This is a genomic window from Streptomyces afghaniensis, from assembly GCF_044327915.1.
In the GTDB taxonomy this organism is placed as follows: Bacteria; Actinomycetota; Actinomycetes; order Streptomycetales; family Streptomycetaceae; genus Streptomyces; species Streptomyces afghaniensis.
Map to the genome: position 1 here is coordinate 557,628 of NZ_JBIRGJ010000001.1, position 13,331 is coordinate 570,958.

Annotated in this window: 16 protein-coding genes; 8 read left to right on the forward strand and 8 right to left on the reverse strand. The window is 70.8% G+C overall.

From position 1 onward, the window contains the following. Positions 1 to 104: 104 nt before the first annotated feature. The gene (locus tag ACH4G3_RS02305; RefSeq protein WP_397622664.1) at positions 105 to 2,354 is read right to left on the reverse strand and encodes an MMPL family transporter; all 2,250 of its coding nucleotides are present in this window, start codon (positions 2,352 to 2,354) and stop codon (positions 105 to 107) included. A 350-nt stretch (positions 2,355 to 2,704) separates the two neighbouring features. Here ACH4G3_RS02305 and ACH4G3_RS02310 point away from each other — a divergent pair, with 350 nt between their 5' ends. The 8 genes from ACH4G3_RS02310 (at position 2,705) to ACH4G3_RS02345 (ending at position 6,652) form a co-directional block, all read left to right on the forward strand. Beyond that, positions 2,705 to 3,253: a DUF1697 domain-containing protein gene (locus ACH4G3_RS02310; RefSeq protein WP_397622665.1), complete on the forward strand. Its 549-nt coding sequence runs from the start codon at positions 2,705 to 2,707 to the stop codon at positions 3,251 to 3,253. Further along, positions 3,246 to 3,623, forward strand: a complete 378-nt coding sequence (locus ACH4G3_RS02315) for a nuclear transport factor 2 family protein (protein WP_397622666.1) — start codon at positions 3,246 to 3,248, stop codon at positions 3,621 to 3,623. Before ACH4G3_RS02310 ends, ACH4G3_RS02315 begins: the two co-directional genes overlap by 8 nt. Positions 3,624 to 3,679: 56 nt before the next feature. Beyond that, the gene (locus ACH4G3_RS02320) at positions 3,680 to 3,976 is read left to right on the forward strand and encodes a gas vesicle protein GvpO (protein ID WP_397622667.1); all 297 of its coding nucleotides are present in this window, start codon (positions 3,680 to 3,682) and stop codon (positions 3,974 to 3,976) included. A 134-nt stretch (positions 3,977 to 4,110) separates the two neighbouring features. Beyond that, entirely contained in the window at positions 4,111 to 4,497 is a 387-nt protein-coding gene (gene gvpJ / locus ACH4G3_RS02325; RefSeq protein WP_051185776.1) for a gas vesicle protein GvpJ, read from the forward strand. Further along, a complete protein-coding gene (locus tag ACH4G3_RS02330; RefSeq protein WP_397622668.1) occupies positions 4,494 to 5,213 on the forward strand; it encodes a GvpL/GvpF family gas vesicle protein in 720 nt (239 codons plus the stop codon). The genes gvpJ and ACH4G3_RS02330 overlap by 4 nt, the downstream gene beginning before the upstream one ends. Before the next feature lies 1 nt (position 5,214). Further along, positions 5,215 to 5,466 (forward strand): gas vesicle protein GvpG, encoded by a 252-nt coding sequence (locus ACH4G3_RS02335; RefSeq protein WP_338783860.1) that lies wholly within the window; start codon positions 5,215 to 5,217, stop codon positions 5,464 to 5,466. Next, the gene (locus tag ACH4G3_RS02340) at positions 5,463 to 5,825 is read left to right on the forward strand and encodes a gas vesicle protein (RefSeq protein ID WP_354743329.1); all 363 of its coding nucleotides are present in this window, start codon (positions 5,463 to 5,465) and stop codon (positions 5,823 to 5,825) included. The genes ACH4G3_RS02335 and ACH4G3_RS02340 overlap by 4 nt, the downstream gene beginning before the upstream one ends. Then, on the forward strand, positions 5,822 to 6,652 hold the full coding sequence (locus ACH4G3_RS02345) for a GvpL/GvpF family gas vesicle protein (RefSeq protein WP_397622669.1): 831 nt from the start codon (positions 5,822 to 5,824) through the stop codon (positions 6,650 to 6,652). Before ACH4G3_RS02340 ends, ACH4G3_RS02345 begins: the two co-directional genes overlap by 4 nt. Before the next feature lie 39 nt (positions 6,653 to 6,691). Here ACH4G3_RS02345 and ACH4G3_RS02350 read toward each other — a convergent pair whose 3' ends face one another. From ACH4G3_RS02350 to cysC, 7 genes are all read right to left on the reverse strand, one after another. Continuing rightward, the gene (locus ACH4G3_RS02350) at positions 6,692 to 7,432 is read right to left on the reverse strand and encodes a sirohydrochlorin chelatase (RefSeq protein ID WP_397622670.1); all 741 of its coding nucleotides are present in this window, start codon (positions 7,430 to 7,432) and stop codon (positions 6,692 to 6,694) included. A gap of 2 nt (positions 7,433 to 7,434) precedes the next feature. Continuing rightward, positions 7,435 to 8,331, reverse strand: coding sequence for an ABC transporter permease (locus ACH4G3_RS02355; protein WP_397622671.1), 897 nt, complete (start codon positions 8,329 to 8,331; stop codon positions 7,435 to 7,437). Then, complete coding sequence (locus tag ACH4G3_RS02360; RefSeq protein WP_306962226.1) at positions 8,318 to 9,106, reverse strand: ABC transporter ATP-binding protein; 789 nt, start codon at positions 9,104 to 9,106, stop codon at positions 8,318 to 8,320. Before ACH4G3_RS02360 ends, ACH4G3_RS02355 begins: the two co-directional genes overlap by 14 nt. 32 nt (positions 9,107 to 9,138) lie before the next feature. Then, on the reverse strand, positions 9,139 to 10,242 hold the full coding sequence (locus ACH4G3_RS02365) for an ABC transporter substrate-binding protein (RefSeq protein ID WP_397622672.1): 1,104 nt from the start codon (positions 10,240 to 10,242) through the stop codon (positions 9,139 to 9,141). Between the two features lie 222 nt (positions 10,243 to 10,464). Further along, positions 10,465 to 11,799, reverse strand: a complete 1,335-nt coding sequence (locus tag ACH4G3_RS02370) for a sulfate adenylyltransferase subunit 1 (RefSeq protein WP_397622673.1) — start codon at positions 11,797 to 11,799, stop codon at positions 10,465 to 10,467. Positions 11,800 to 11,801: 2 nt separating this feature from the next. Continuing rightward, on the reverse strand, positions 11,802 to 12,737 hold the full coding sequence (gene cysD / locus ACH4G3_RS02375; protein ID WP_397622674.1) for a sulfate adenylyltransferase subunit CysD: 936 nt from the start codon (positions 12,735 to 12,737) through the stop codon (positions 11,802 to 11,804). Continuing rightward, entirely contained in the window at positions 12,734 to 13,270 is a 537-nt protein-coding gene (gene cysC, locus ACH4G3_RS02380) for an adenylyl-sulfate kinase (RefSeq protein ID WP_397622675.1), read from the reverse strand. Before cysC ends, cysD begins: the two co-directional genes overlap by 4 nt. Positions 13,271 to 13,331 lie beyond the last annotated feature (61 nt).

The following is a 13,331-nucleotide window of genomic DNA, read 5'->3' on the forward strand; positions in this document are numbered from 1 at the left end:
TGCGCTGCGACGAGGACGTACTGTACGTGCGGCGGCTCACCGGCTGAGAGGGCCCGCCGGTTCCCCCGGAACCGACGGGCCCTGCGCACAGCGACGGGGAGCGATCAGACCTTGACGGGCTCGCCCTCGTCGTCCCGTGCCGTCGGTCCCGCGACCGCCTGCGGCGTCTCGTCGTGCGTGAGGTCGGGCAGCCGGTGCAGCCACTTGGGCAGGTACCAGTTGCGCTCCCCGAGCAGCGCCATCACCGCCGGCAGCAGCACGCCCCGGATGATCGTCGCGTCGATGAGCACCGCTGCCGCGAGGCCGACGCCCATCTGCTTCATGGACTGCATGGACAGCGTCCCGAAGATCGCGAACACGGCGACCATGATCACCGCGGCACTGGTGACGACCCCGGCCGTGGTGACCACGCCGTGCCGGATCGCGTCCTTCGTCGCCAGACCCCGCAGCCGCGCCTCGCGGATCCGGGAGACCACGAACACGTGGTAGTCCATCGACAGGCCGAACAGGATCACGAAGAGGAACAACGGCAGCCAGGTGATGATCGCGCCGACACCCTCCGCCCCCACCAGCGAGGCACCCCAGCCGTGCTGGAAGACCGCGACGAGGATGCCGTAGGCCGCGCCCACCGACAGCAGGTTCAGCACGATCGACGTCAGCGCGACGGTCAGCGAGCGGAAGGACAGCAGCATCAGCGCGAAGGCGAAGACCACGACGAACGCGAAGACCGGGACGACGGCTCCCGCCAACTGGTCGTTGAAGTCCTTCGAACCCGCGACCTGCCCGGTGATCGGGGCCTCGACGCCGTCGACCTTGCCCAGCGTGGCGGGCCGCACGTCGTCGCGCAGCTTGTCCAGGCTCGCGCCCGCCTTGTCGAGGTCGGAGCCGCCCACCAGCGGGACGGAGACGACAGCGAGGTTCTGCGCGTCGTGCAGCTCGATCTCCACCGGGCCGCGCGAGGCCCCCGAACTGACCGCCCGCTCACGGAAGCCGGCCAGCGCCGACCGCACCTCGGGCGCGTTGATGTCGTCCGCCTTGACGATCACCTGGGCCGGATCCGAGCCGCCCGGGAAGGCCTCGTTGAGCCGGTTGTACGTCTGCACGATCGGCAGCGAGTCGCCGAACTCCTGATCCAGCGTGAGGTTCTGGGTCTTCATGCCGACCGCGGGAGCCGCGATGGCGAGCAGCGCTCCGGTCGCCACCGCGACGGACACGACCGGCTTGGCGAGCACCCGCCGCAGCACGGCCGTCCAGAACCGGCTCTCCCCGTTGCCGCCCTGCCCGCGCCGGCGCAGGAACGGGATACGGCCCTTCTCCACGCGCTCGCCCAGCAGCGACAGCAGCGCGGGCAGCACGGTCACGGACCCCACCATGGCCACGGCCACCACGATCAGCGAGGCCAGACCCATCGCCTCGAACTCGGCCAGCCCGGTGAACAGCATGCCCGCCATGGCCACGCACACCGTGACACCGGAGACCACGATCGCGCGGCCACTGGTCGCGGCGGCGATCCGCAGCGCCGTCTGCGCGTCCCGGCCCGCTGCGCGCTCCTCCCGCTCACGGCGCAGGTAGAACAGGCAGTAGTCGACACCGACGGCCAGACCGACGAGCAGCATCACGGAGTTCGCGGCGTCCGTCATCGGCACCGCATGGCTGATCACCCCCATCAGGCCCATCGTCGCCATGATCGCGGTGAGCGCCAGCGCCACCGGCAGCAGCGCCGCCACCAGCGCGCCGAAGGCGATGAGCAGAATGCCGAACGCCACCGGCACCGCGGAGTACTCGGCCTTCTTGAAGTCGTCCCCGAACGCGTCGGCGAACGTCTTCATCATGCTGGCGCCGCCGATCTCCTCGATCCGCAGCGACCCGTGGTCCTTCTGGACGCCCTCGACGGCCTTCAGCACCGGCTCGACCCGCTCACCGGCGGTGTCCGGCTCGCCGCGCATGTCGAACTGCACGAGCGCGCTGCGCCCGTCCTCCGAGATGGTCTTCGTGTCGTACGGCGAGGTCACGTGGGTGACGCGGCCGGTCCCCTCGACGGCCCGGATCACGGCCGTGACGGCGTCCCGGAACTCGGCGTCGGTGGCCTTCGGACCGGAGCCCTTGGCCTGTATCAGCACGGTCTCGCCGGCCGGTTCGTCGATGCCGGCGTCCTCGATGATCTTCGCGGCGGTGTGCGTCTCGCCCTTGAGCTGGTCGCTGTCCTTGACGTCGACCCGGCCCGCCGCCGAACCGAGCCCCATCGCCAGGACGACGAACAGCACCCAGATCCCGACGGCAGCCCATCGGTGCCGGGCGCTCCAGCCGCCGGCCCGGGCGGCCAGGCCCCGCACCCGTGCTTCTCCGTTCCCCATGACGGGCTTGCCCCCTTGTGATGCGGGGCCGGCCCCCTGCCGCCCCCTTTCGTTTCGAAGGTATGGGCCGGATAAAGCCGCCACGTCGTGCTGCCCGGTGAAGTCGCGGGACCGGACCTCGTTCCCATGGCCCGCTCCCTCTCCCCACTGGGGAGGACGGTGACGGGCGGTGGCCCCTTACACGTATCGGGACCCGAAGGGGGATATACCGGTCTCCTCGGGTGTGTGGATCCTGAGCAGAAGGTTGTGCCCCGCGGTGACCGGTGAGTAATTTACGGGGCTCGGGCAGCCGCCCACCGGCCGTCGTGCCCACCCCCACGGGGCACGACGGCCGGCCTTATGGTGAGCGGATGACGACGACGTACGCGGCACTGTTGCGCGGCATCAACGTGGGCGGCAGCAGAAAGGTCCCGATGGCGGACCTGCGCACACTCCTGACAGGCCTCGGCCACGAGGATGTGCGGACGTACCTTCAGAGCGGCCAGGCCGTGTTCGCCTCCGGCCACGGTGACGAGGAGTCGCTCGCCGTCGAGATCAGGCACGCTGTCGAGAAGCACTTCGGTTTCGGCGTCGACGTGATCGTGCGCGACCACGCCTACCTGAAGGCGATCGCCGACGCCTGCCCGTTCCCGGCCGCCGACCTGGAGCCCAAGCAGCTCCACGTCACCTACTTCTCCGCCCCCGTGACCCCCGAGCGCTTCGCGGAGATCGACGAATCCGCCTACCTGCCCGAGGAGTTCCGCCTGGGAGACCGCGCCCTGTACCTGTACGCCCCCAACGGCCTGGGCCGCTCCAAACTGGCCGAACACCTCTCGAAGCCGCGCATCAACAAGGGCGTCATCGCCACGACCCGCAACTGGAACACCGTCGTCAAGCTGGTGGAGCTGACGGGTGCCTGACCACGACCCGGCCGTCGAGGCCGCCGTCGAGGGCGAGCTGGCGCTGCTCGACCCGGACGTGCGCCGCTCGCCCGAACGGGTCGGGGCGCTGCTGCACCCCGACTTCCACGAGTTCGGCGCCTCCGGACGGCACTGGAGCCGGGCCGCCATCATGGCCGCCCTGGCCGAGACCACCGACCCCGAGCCGCCGCCGCCCATCGTCACCTCCGCGCTGCACGGCGTACGGCTGGCCCCCGATCTCGTCCACCTCACCTTCGACACCGAGTACGACGGCAGACACGCACACCGCAGTTCGCTGTGGCGGCGGACCGAGGACGGATGGCGGCTGTACTTCCACCAGGCGACGCCGTTCACCGAGCGGCAGGAGTGACCGGACGTTTGGCCGAATCACCCCCGTAGGAACCGGGGCCTTGGCACGGTAGGACCATGACGAGCACTGATGACCAGGCCACTCCAACCGGTCGGACGACGGCCCTCCAGGCCATGCGCGGCGCGGCGGCCCAGCTTGCCGAACTGCTCGGCACGGCCCCCGACTCGGTCACCGCCGTCCGGCCGACGCCCGAGGGCTGGACGGCCGACGTGGAGGTCGTGGAGCTGGAGCGGGTCCCCGACACCATGACCATCATGGCGACCTACCAGGTCACCCTCGACCCGCAGGGCCGGCTCCTGGGCTACGAGCGGGTGCGCCGGTACGCCCGCGGCCAGCTCGACCGAGGCCGCTAGCGCGCCTCCTGCTCCTCTCGGCGCCCCTCCGCGGGACCCGTTTTCCGTGTTTGCGTGAACACGCCCGCCGCCACCGCCGTACCTACGGGCGGCACGAGAACGAGTCTCGCGAGAGGAATCGCACCGTGACCGTCATGACGCACACCGGCGGGACGCAACCCGCCACCACCTCCAGCGGCTCGGGGACCGGCGGCCTCTTCGACATCCTGGAACTGATCCTGGACCGCGGGCTCGTGATCGACGTGTTCGTCCGTGTCTCCCTGGTCGGCATCGAGATCCTGAAGATCGACATACGGATCGTCATCGCGAGCGTCGACACCTACCTCCGGTTCGCCGAGGCCTGCAACCGCCTCGACCTCGAATCCGGCCGCAAAGCCCCCGACAAGCTCACCGACATCGTCGGCAACCTCGTCGAGAGCGGCGCCCGGGGCAAGACCAGCGGAGCGATCGGCGGCGCCATCGACGCGATCGGCGACATCTTCGACCGCGACGACAAGGACGGCAGGGAGGAAGACCGGTGAGCGGCGTCTACGTCTACGCCGTCACCCGCTCCGACCACCCCCTGCGGCTCGACGGCCTGCGCACCGTCGGCGGGACCGACGACCCCCCGCGCGTGGTCGTCCACGGCCCGCTCGCCGCCGTGGTCAGCGCCGCACCCCCCGACCTGCGTCCCAAACGGCGCGACCTCGCCGCCCACCAGGAACTCCAGGAACGGCTCATGGCCGACGGCTCGGTCCTGCCCATGCGGTTCGGCCTGCTCGCCCCCGACGACACCGCCGTCAGGACGGCCCTGGAGGAGCAGGGACAGAACTACGCCCGAAGGCTCGGCGAACTCCACGGCACCGCGGAGTTCAACCTCAAGGCCGCCCGCGACCAGGACGACCTGCTGCGCGAGGTGCTCGACGCGTCCGAGGAAGCCCGCCGGCTCAACCAGCGCACCCGCGACGGCACCGGCAGCCACGCGGACCGCATCGCCCTCGGCGAACTGGTCGCCCGGCAGGTCGACGCCCGGCAGCGGCGGCAGGCCGAGGAGATCGTCGGACGGCTGTCCGGACTCGCCAGATCCAGCGTCGTGGCGGACCCGGCCAAGGACGACTTCCTCAACGTGTCGTTCCTCGTCGAACGCGCCCGCGCCGAGGAGTTCACCGCGGCCGGCCGGCGCCTGGCCCAGGACTACGGCGCCGCCTACGACTTCCGGCTGCGCGGCCCCCTGCCCCCGTACAGCTTCGCCGCCTGACATGGGACTGCTCACCGGCATCCTCACCCTCCCCCTCGCGCCCCTGCGCACCACCCTCTGGGCCGCCGAGCAGCTCCAGGCCGCCGCCGAGGCGCAGTACTACGACCCGGCCCCCGTCCGGCAGGCCCTCGTCGACCTGGAACGAGCCCTGCTGGAGGGACGCGTCGACGAGGACGAGTACGACCGCCGCGAGGACGAACTGCTGGACCGACTCGACGAGATCACCGCCCGGAGACGAGCCCCGCGACCATGACCCATCCGGCAACAGGCGGACTCACCGGGCCGCCCCGCCTTCCCTCCCCCTACGACCACGGGCCCGGCGCGCAGAGCGCCAACCTCGCCGACATCCTCGAACGCGTCCTCGACAAGGGCGTGGTCATCGCCGGCGACATCCGGATCAACCTGCTCGACATCGAACTGCTCACCATCAAGCTGCGCCTGCTCGTCGCGTCCGTCGACAAGGCGAAGGAGATGGGCATCGACTGGTGGGAACACGATCCCTCCCTCTCCTCCCGCGCCGCCCGCTCCGAGCGGTCCCTGGCCGACGAGAACGAACGACTGCGCGCCGAGATCGCCGCCCTCAAGGCGGCCGACAGGAGGCCGGAGCCATGACCGACCCGACCGACCGGAACGTCGTCTACGTCTACGCGGTGCTGCGCCGCAGCGCCGAGGCCGCCGCGGCGGTGACGGCCGTGCGCGGCGTCGCCGGCGACCCGATCCACCTGGTGGCGCCCGCCGACCCCACCTCCCGGCTGGCCTTCGCCGTCGGCCACGTCCCGGCCGCCGACTACGACGAGGCGCCCCTCAAGGCGCACCTCGACGACCTGGACTGGATGGAGTCCACGGTCCGCTCCCACCACGCCGTGGTCGCCGCGCTCGTCGCGAGCGGCACCGCCGTACTGCCCCTGCGCCTGGCCACCGTCTACCCCGACGAGGACAGCGCCCGGCAGGCCCTCGACACCCGCCGCGCGTACTTCCTGTCCCTCCTGGACCGCCTGACCGGCCACGTCGAACTCGGCGTCAAGATCTACGCCGCACCCGACATCACACCACCCGAGCCGGACTCCGGCGCCGCACAGGAAACGCCCACCGGCCTCGGTGCCGGCCGCGCCTACCTGTCGATCCGCCGCCGCAGGCAACGCAGAAACGAGGAAGCCTGGCGTACGGTCGCACAGGCCGCCGCACACCTCACCCGGACGGCCGGCGCCCTCGCCGTCGACCGCGTCGCACACACCCCGCAACGCGGAAGCCTCGCGGGCCCGGCCCCCGGCACCAACGTGGGCAACGACGCGTACCTCGTCCCCGCCGACCGCGTCGCCGCCTTCCGCGCCGCCATACAGGCGGCCGCCGAGAACATCCCCGGCCTCCGCGTCGAGGTCACCGGCCCCTGGGCCCCCTACTCCTTCGCACTCCAGCCGGAGCCGGAAACCGCCGCGTGACGGCCCGTCGGGGCCCCTGCCCTGATGGCCGGTCCCACCTCAGGCACTCACGGCAGCCAACGCCGGCACCCGAGCCGCCTCGTAGCGCTCCAGCACCACCCGGGCCACCTCCGGCGCCGCTCCCAGTACGTCCGCCAGGACGTCCGCCTCCGCCGCGCCCCGCGCGATGCGGTCCGGGAGGAAGCCGGGGGCGAGGACGTAGGGGGCGACCGCCACTCGGGCGCAGCCGAGGGCGCGGAGTTCCCGGACGGCGTCCTCCGTGCGGGGGAGGGATGCGGAGGCGAACGCAGGCCGCACGGCGCACCAACCGGTGTGCCGCCACTCCCGCGCGATTTCTGCGATCACTGCGATCGCCTCCGGGTCGGTGGACCCTGCCGAGGCCAGCACGACCCCGGTCGAGGGCTTGTCGGCGGGGGACAGGCCCGCCTCGTGCAGGCGGCGTTCCAGGGCGGAGAGCAGCAGGGGCGACGGGCCCAGGACCTCCGCCTGGCGGATACGGAGCTGCGGGGGTGCGTCCGCGAGGACCGCCGGGATGTCCGCCTTCGCGTGGAACGCCCGGGTCAGCAGGAGGGGGAGGGCCACGACGTCACGGACGCCCTGGACCGCCAGGGACTCCAGGACCCCCTGCACCGAGGGCACGTTGAAGTCCAGGAAGCCCGTCTCCACGCGTACGTCGGGGCGCAGGGAGCGGACCCGGCGCACCAGGGCGTGCACGGTCGCGGCGTGCCGCGGGTCGCGGCTGCCGTGCGCGATGACGAGGAGAACGGGCTTGTTGATCACGGTCACTTCACCAGCAGGCCGCGGCTGCGCAGCACCCACCGCTCCAGCGGGCTGAAGATCAGCAGGTCGATGGCGATGCCGACGATGAGGATGAGCAGGATGGCTTCGAAGACCATGGCCATGTCGCTGGCGTTGCGGCCGTTCTCCAGGAGCTGTCCGAGGCCGACGCCGAGGTCGGGGAAGGAGGCGATGATCTCGGCCGCCATCAGGGAGCGCCAGGAGAAGGCCCAGCCCTGCTTCAGGCCCGCCACGTAGCCGGGCAGCGCGGCCGGGAGGACGATGTGCCAGGTGCCCTTCAGACCGGTCGCGCCGAGGGTGCGGCCCGCGCGCAGGAACAGCGGGGGCACCTGGTCGACGCCCGAGACCAGGCCGTTGGCGATGGACGGGACCGCGCCGAGCAGGATGACGGCGTACATCATGGAGTTGTTCAGGCCCAGCCAGATGACGGCCGGGGGGACCCAGGCGACCGACGGCAGGGACTGCAGGCCGGACAGGATGGGGCCGATGGCCGCGCGGATGAACTTCACGCGGGCCACCAGCAGGCCGAGCGGGGTGCCGATGACCAGGGCGAAGCAGAAGCCGAGCAGGCCCCGGGAGACGCTGGTCCAGATGTAGCCGAGCAGTTCGCCCTGGAGCCAGGCCTGGTGGACGACGTCCCACACCGCCGAGGGGGCGGGCAGCTTGGTCGGGTCGTCGACGACCTTGAAGGAGACCAGGGCCTGCCAGACCGCCAGGACGAGGGCGACGGCGAGGACGGGCGGCAGGATCTTCTCGGTGAAGGTCTGCCGGAACGGCTTGCGGCTGGTCTGCCGCGTCTCCAGCGCGTCGAGACCCGCCTCGAGACCGGCGAGATCGTTGCCGTCCTTGTCGACGGTCGTCGTCGAGTCAGTGCTGGCCATGACGGCGGATCTCCCCACGCAGTTCTTCGGTGATCTCGACGGACAGCTCCGCCACAGCGGTGTCCTCGATGCGGCGCGGCTGCTCGATGTCCACCGTCCACTCGCGGGCGATGCGGCCCGGGCGTGAGGACAGCAGCACCACGCGCTGGGCGAGGCGGACGGCCTCGCGCACGTTGTGGGTGACGAACAGGACGGACACCTGCGTCTCGCGCCAGATACGGGTCAGCTCGTCGTGCAGCACGTCCCGCGTGATGGCGTCCAGGGCGGCGAAGGGCTCGTCCATCAGCAGGAGCCTGCTCTCCTGGGCCAGCGCACGGGCCAGCGCCACGCGCTGGCGCATACCGCCCGACAGCTCGTGCACCCGCTTGCCGTACGCGCCCTTGAGCCGGACGAGTTCGAGCAGCCGCTCCGCCCGCTCGCGGCGCTCCGCCTTCGGCACACCGCTGAGCTTCAGGGCCAGTTCGATGTTCTTGCCGGCGGTCAGCCACGGGAACAGGGCGTGTTCCTGGAACATCAGAGCCGGGCGGCCGTCCGTGGTGATCTCGCCGGCGGAGGGCCGGTCCAGCCCGGCGACGAGGTTGAGCAGAGTGGACTTGCCGCAGCCCGAGGCCCCCAGGAGGGTGACGAACTCGCCGGGCGCGACATCGAGAGTGATGTCGTCCAGGACGAGCTGCTGCCCGGCGGGGCCCGCGAACGACTTCGAGACGTGCTCGATCCGGGCGGCGTGGGTGGCCGCCTCCGTGCCGTCGGCGGCCTTGGCGAGGGTCGTGGCCATGGTCGTCACCTCCTGGGACTCTTCGGGCGGGCTTACTTGACGCCGAGACCGGCGTCGTCGACCGTGGGCTCGCCCTCGGCCTTGAGGACCTTGTTCAGCGGCGCGAGGTCGTAGATGCCCTTCAGGTCGGGCTTCTGCAGGAGCCCCGCCTTCACGGCGTGCTCGGCCTCGGTGTTGAGGGTGGAGGCCAGCGGGTCGTCGGTGAACCGGATCGACTTCCACGCCGGGTCCAGCACATCGGCCGGCAGGGCCTTGCCGGAGTCCGTGGCCAGCTGCTCGTTGGCGGCAGCCTTCGCCGCGTCCGGGTTGGCGTTGATCCACTTGTTGGTCCGGACCGAGGCCTTCAGCACGGCCTCGACGACCTTCGGGTGCTTCTTGAGGAACTCCTGGCGCACGATGATGTTCGTGATCACGAACTTCTTGTCCGGCCACAGCGACGCCTCGTCGAGGAGGACCTTGCCGCCCTCGGCGACCAGCTTCGACGCGGTCGGCTCCGGCACCCACGCACCGTCCACCGAGCCGGACTTGTAGGCGTCGGGGGTGACCTTGTTGTCACTGCGGACGACGGTGACGTCGCCCTTGCCGCTCTGCGGGTCGATCTTCCAGCCCTGGTCGGCGGCCCAGTTGAGGAACGCCACGTCCTGGGTGTTGCCGAGCTGCGGGGTCGCGATCCGCTTGCCCTTCACGTCCTTCAGGGACTTGATCTTGTCCGGGTTCACGACCAGCTTGACACCGCCGGACGCCGAACCGCCGATGATCCGCAGGTTCTTGCCCTGGGACTTGACGTAGCCGTTGATGGCCGGGGAGGGGCCGATCCAGCCGATGTCGAGGGAGCCGGAGTTGAGGGCCTCGATCTCGGACGGGCCGGCGTTGAAGATCGCGGGATCGACCTTGGTGGCGCCGAGCGCCTTCTGGAAGAAGCCCTTCTGCATGCCCACCAGCGCGGTTCCGTGGGTGAGGTTGCCGAAGTAGCCGATCTTGACGGTGTCGAGGCCGTCGATCTTCTTCGCCCCGGCGGCGACCTTGGCGGTGCCGTCGTCCTTGGCCTGGGAGCCGTAGCCGCAGGCGGCCAGCGTGAGCAGGGGCAGCGCGGCCAGTACCGCGAAGGATCGGCGCAGAGCGGATGATGCAGGCACGGGAGGGTTTCCTCTCGGAGGCCCGGCGGTCACGGTCTCTCAGGTCGTGGCCGGGAGGTCGGCAGGTTTTCGTCTACGGCGGTGGGGGGTGAGGGCGCGCAGGCAGTGCGCGTACGTCAGCACACACATCGCGCCACTCCGCCCTGCCCGCTGCCGAGAGCACCGCTGCCGACGCGGCCGCCCTCCTTGGCGAACATGGAGTAGAAGTCGGGGGAGGTCATGTCAGAAGTCCCACCCGTCGTCCTCGGACTCGTCCTTGACCGGCTCCGGGGCGGCGAAGGACTCGCCGACCATGCCCGCGGTGAGGGTGGTGCCGTCGTTCGGGTCGATCAGGATGAACGAGCCGGTGCGGCGCGAGTCGGAGTAGGAGTCGACCGGCAGCGGCTCGGCGGTACGGATCTTCACCCGGCCGATGTCGTTGGCGACGAGCTGTCCCGGGTGCGGGTGCAGGGACAGGTCGTCGAGCGTGAGGCGGGAGGGGATGTCCTTGACGATCGCCTTGACCGTGCGGGTGCCGTGCTTGAGCAGCACCCGGTGGCCGACGGTCAGCGGGGCGTCCGCGACGTGGCAGACGGTCGCCTCGATGTCCTGGGTGGTCGGCGGCGCGTCCTTGCTGGGCACGATCAGGTCGCCGCGCGAGATGTCGATGTCGTCCTCCAGCAGGAGGGTCACCGACTGGGTGGTCCAGGCGACGTCGACCGGCTCACCGAGCAGGTCGATGCCGGAGATCTTCGTGGAGCGGCCCGACGGCAGCACGGTGACCTGCTCGCCGACGTGGAAGGAACCGGCCGCGATCTGACCGGCGTAGCCGCGGTAGTCGGGGTGGTCACTGCTCTGCGGCCGGATCACGTACTGCACGGGCAGCCGGGCGTGGCAGTGGCTCAGGTCGTGCGCGACCGGCACCGTCTCCAGGTGCTCCAGCACGGTCGGGCCGCCGTACCAGTCCATGTTCGCGGACGCGTCCACCACGTTGTCGCCGACGAGGGCGGAGATCGGGATCGCGGTGACCTCGGGGACACCCAGCTCGGTCGCGTACGCCGTGAACTCCTCGGCGATGGCGGCGAACACCTTCTCCTCGTAGCCGACCAGGTCCATCTTGTTGACGGCGAGGACCACGTGCGGCACGCGCAGCAGGGCGGCGATGGCCGCGTGCCGGCGGGTCTGCTCGACGACGCCGTTGCGGGCGTCGACCAGGATCACCGTCAGCTCCGCGGTGGAGGCGCCGGTGACCATGTTGCGGGTGTACTGCACATGGCCCGGGGTGTCGGCCAGGATGAACCGGCGCCGGGGCGTGGCGAAGTAGCGGTACGCCACGTCGATGGTGATGCCCTGCTCGCGCTCCGCGCGCAGACCGTCGGTCAGCAGCGCGAGGTCCGGGACCTCCTGGCCGCGGCTCGCGGAGACGCGCTCGACGGCCTCCAGCTGGTCGGTGAGGACCGACTTGGAGTCGTGCAGGAGCCGCCCGACGAGGGTGGACTTGCCGTCGTCGACGGAGCCTGCGGTGGCGAACCGCAGCAGGGTGGTCTCCGAGAGTTCCTCGGTGGTGATGGTGCTCATCTCTAGAAGTACCCCTCGCGCTTGCGGTCTTCCATCGCGGCCTCGGACATCTTGTCGTCGGCGCGGGTGGCGCCGCGTTCGGTGAGCCGGGAGGCGGCGATCTCCAGGATCACCTTCTCGATGGTGTCGGCGTCGGAGTCGACCGCGCCGGTGCAGGACATGTCACCCACGGTCCGGTAGCGCACCAGGCGCTTCTCGACGGTCTCGCCGTCCTTCGGCCCGCCCCACTCGCCGGCGGTCAGCCACATGCCGCTGCGGGAGAACACCTCACGCTCGTGCGCGTAGTAGATCTGCGGCAGTTCGATGCCCTCACGGGCGATGTACTGCCACACGTCCAGCTCGGTCCAGTTCGACAGCGGGAACACACGCACGTGCTCGCCGGGGGCGTGCCGGCCGTTGTAGAGGTTCCACAGCTCCGGGCGCTGCCGGCGCGGGTCCCACTGCGAGAACTCGTCGCGCAGGGAGAACACCCGCTCCTTGGCCCGGGCCTTCTCCTCGTCGCGGCGCCCGCCGCCGAAGACGGCGTCGAACCTCTCCGCCTGGATCTTCTCGGTCAGCGGCAGCGTCTGCAGCGGGTTGCGGGTGCCGTCCGGACGCTCCTTGAGCACACCGCGGTCGATGTAGTCCTGCACGGAGGCGACGTGCAGCCGCAGCCCGTGCTTCTCGACCGTGCGGTCGCGGTAGTCGAGGACCTCGGGGAAGTTGTGCCCGGTGTCCACGTGCAGCAGCGAGAACGGCACCGACGCCGGCCGGAAGGCCTTCAGCGCCAGATGCAGCATGACGATGGAGTCCTTGCCGCCGGAGAAGAGGATCACCGGCCGCTCGAACTCGCCCGCCACCTCGCGGAAGATGTGCACGGCCTCGGACTCGAGGGCGTCGAGGTGCGACAGCGCGTACGGGCTGCCGGTCTCCTCGGAAACGGTGGCGACGGTCGTCATGCCAGTCCCCTTTCGGTCAGCAGGGCGAACACGGAAGCGGCGGACTCCTGCACGGTCTGGTTCTGCGACTCGATGCGCAGATCGGGCGACTCGGGTGCCTCGTACGGGTCGTCGACCCCGGTGAGTCCCTTGAGCTCGCCCGCGGCCTGCTTGGCGTACAGGCCCTTCACGTCCCGCTCGCTGCACACCTCCACCGGAGTCGCCACGTGGATCTCCACGTACGCGGTGCCGTTCGTCTGGTGCCGCTTGCGCACCGCCTCGCGGCTGTCCTGGTACGGCGCGATGACCGGGACGAGGGCGAGCACGCCGTTGCGGGCGAGCAGTTCGGCGACGAAGCCGATGCGCTGCACGTTGGTGTGCCGGTCCTCGCGGCTGAAGCCGAGGCCCGCCGAGATGAACTCGCGGATCTCGTCGCCGTCGAGCACCTCGACGCGGTGGCCCTCGGCGCGGAGCCGGCCGGCCAGCTCGTAGGCGATGGTGGTCTTGCCGGCACTCGGCAGACCCGTGAGCCAGACGGTGGCTCCGGTCGTCACGTCGGTCTCCTGAATCGTCTGAGTCTGGGGCGTCTGGGTCGTCTGGGTCTGAGACGTCTGA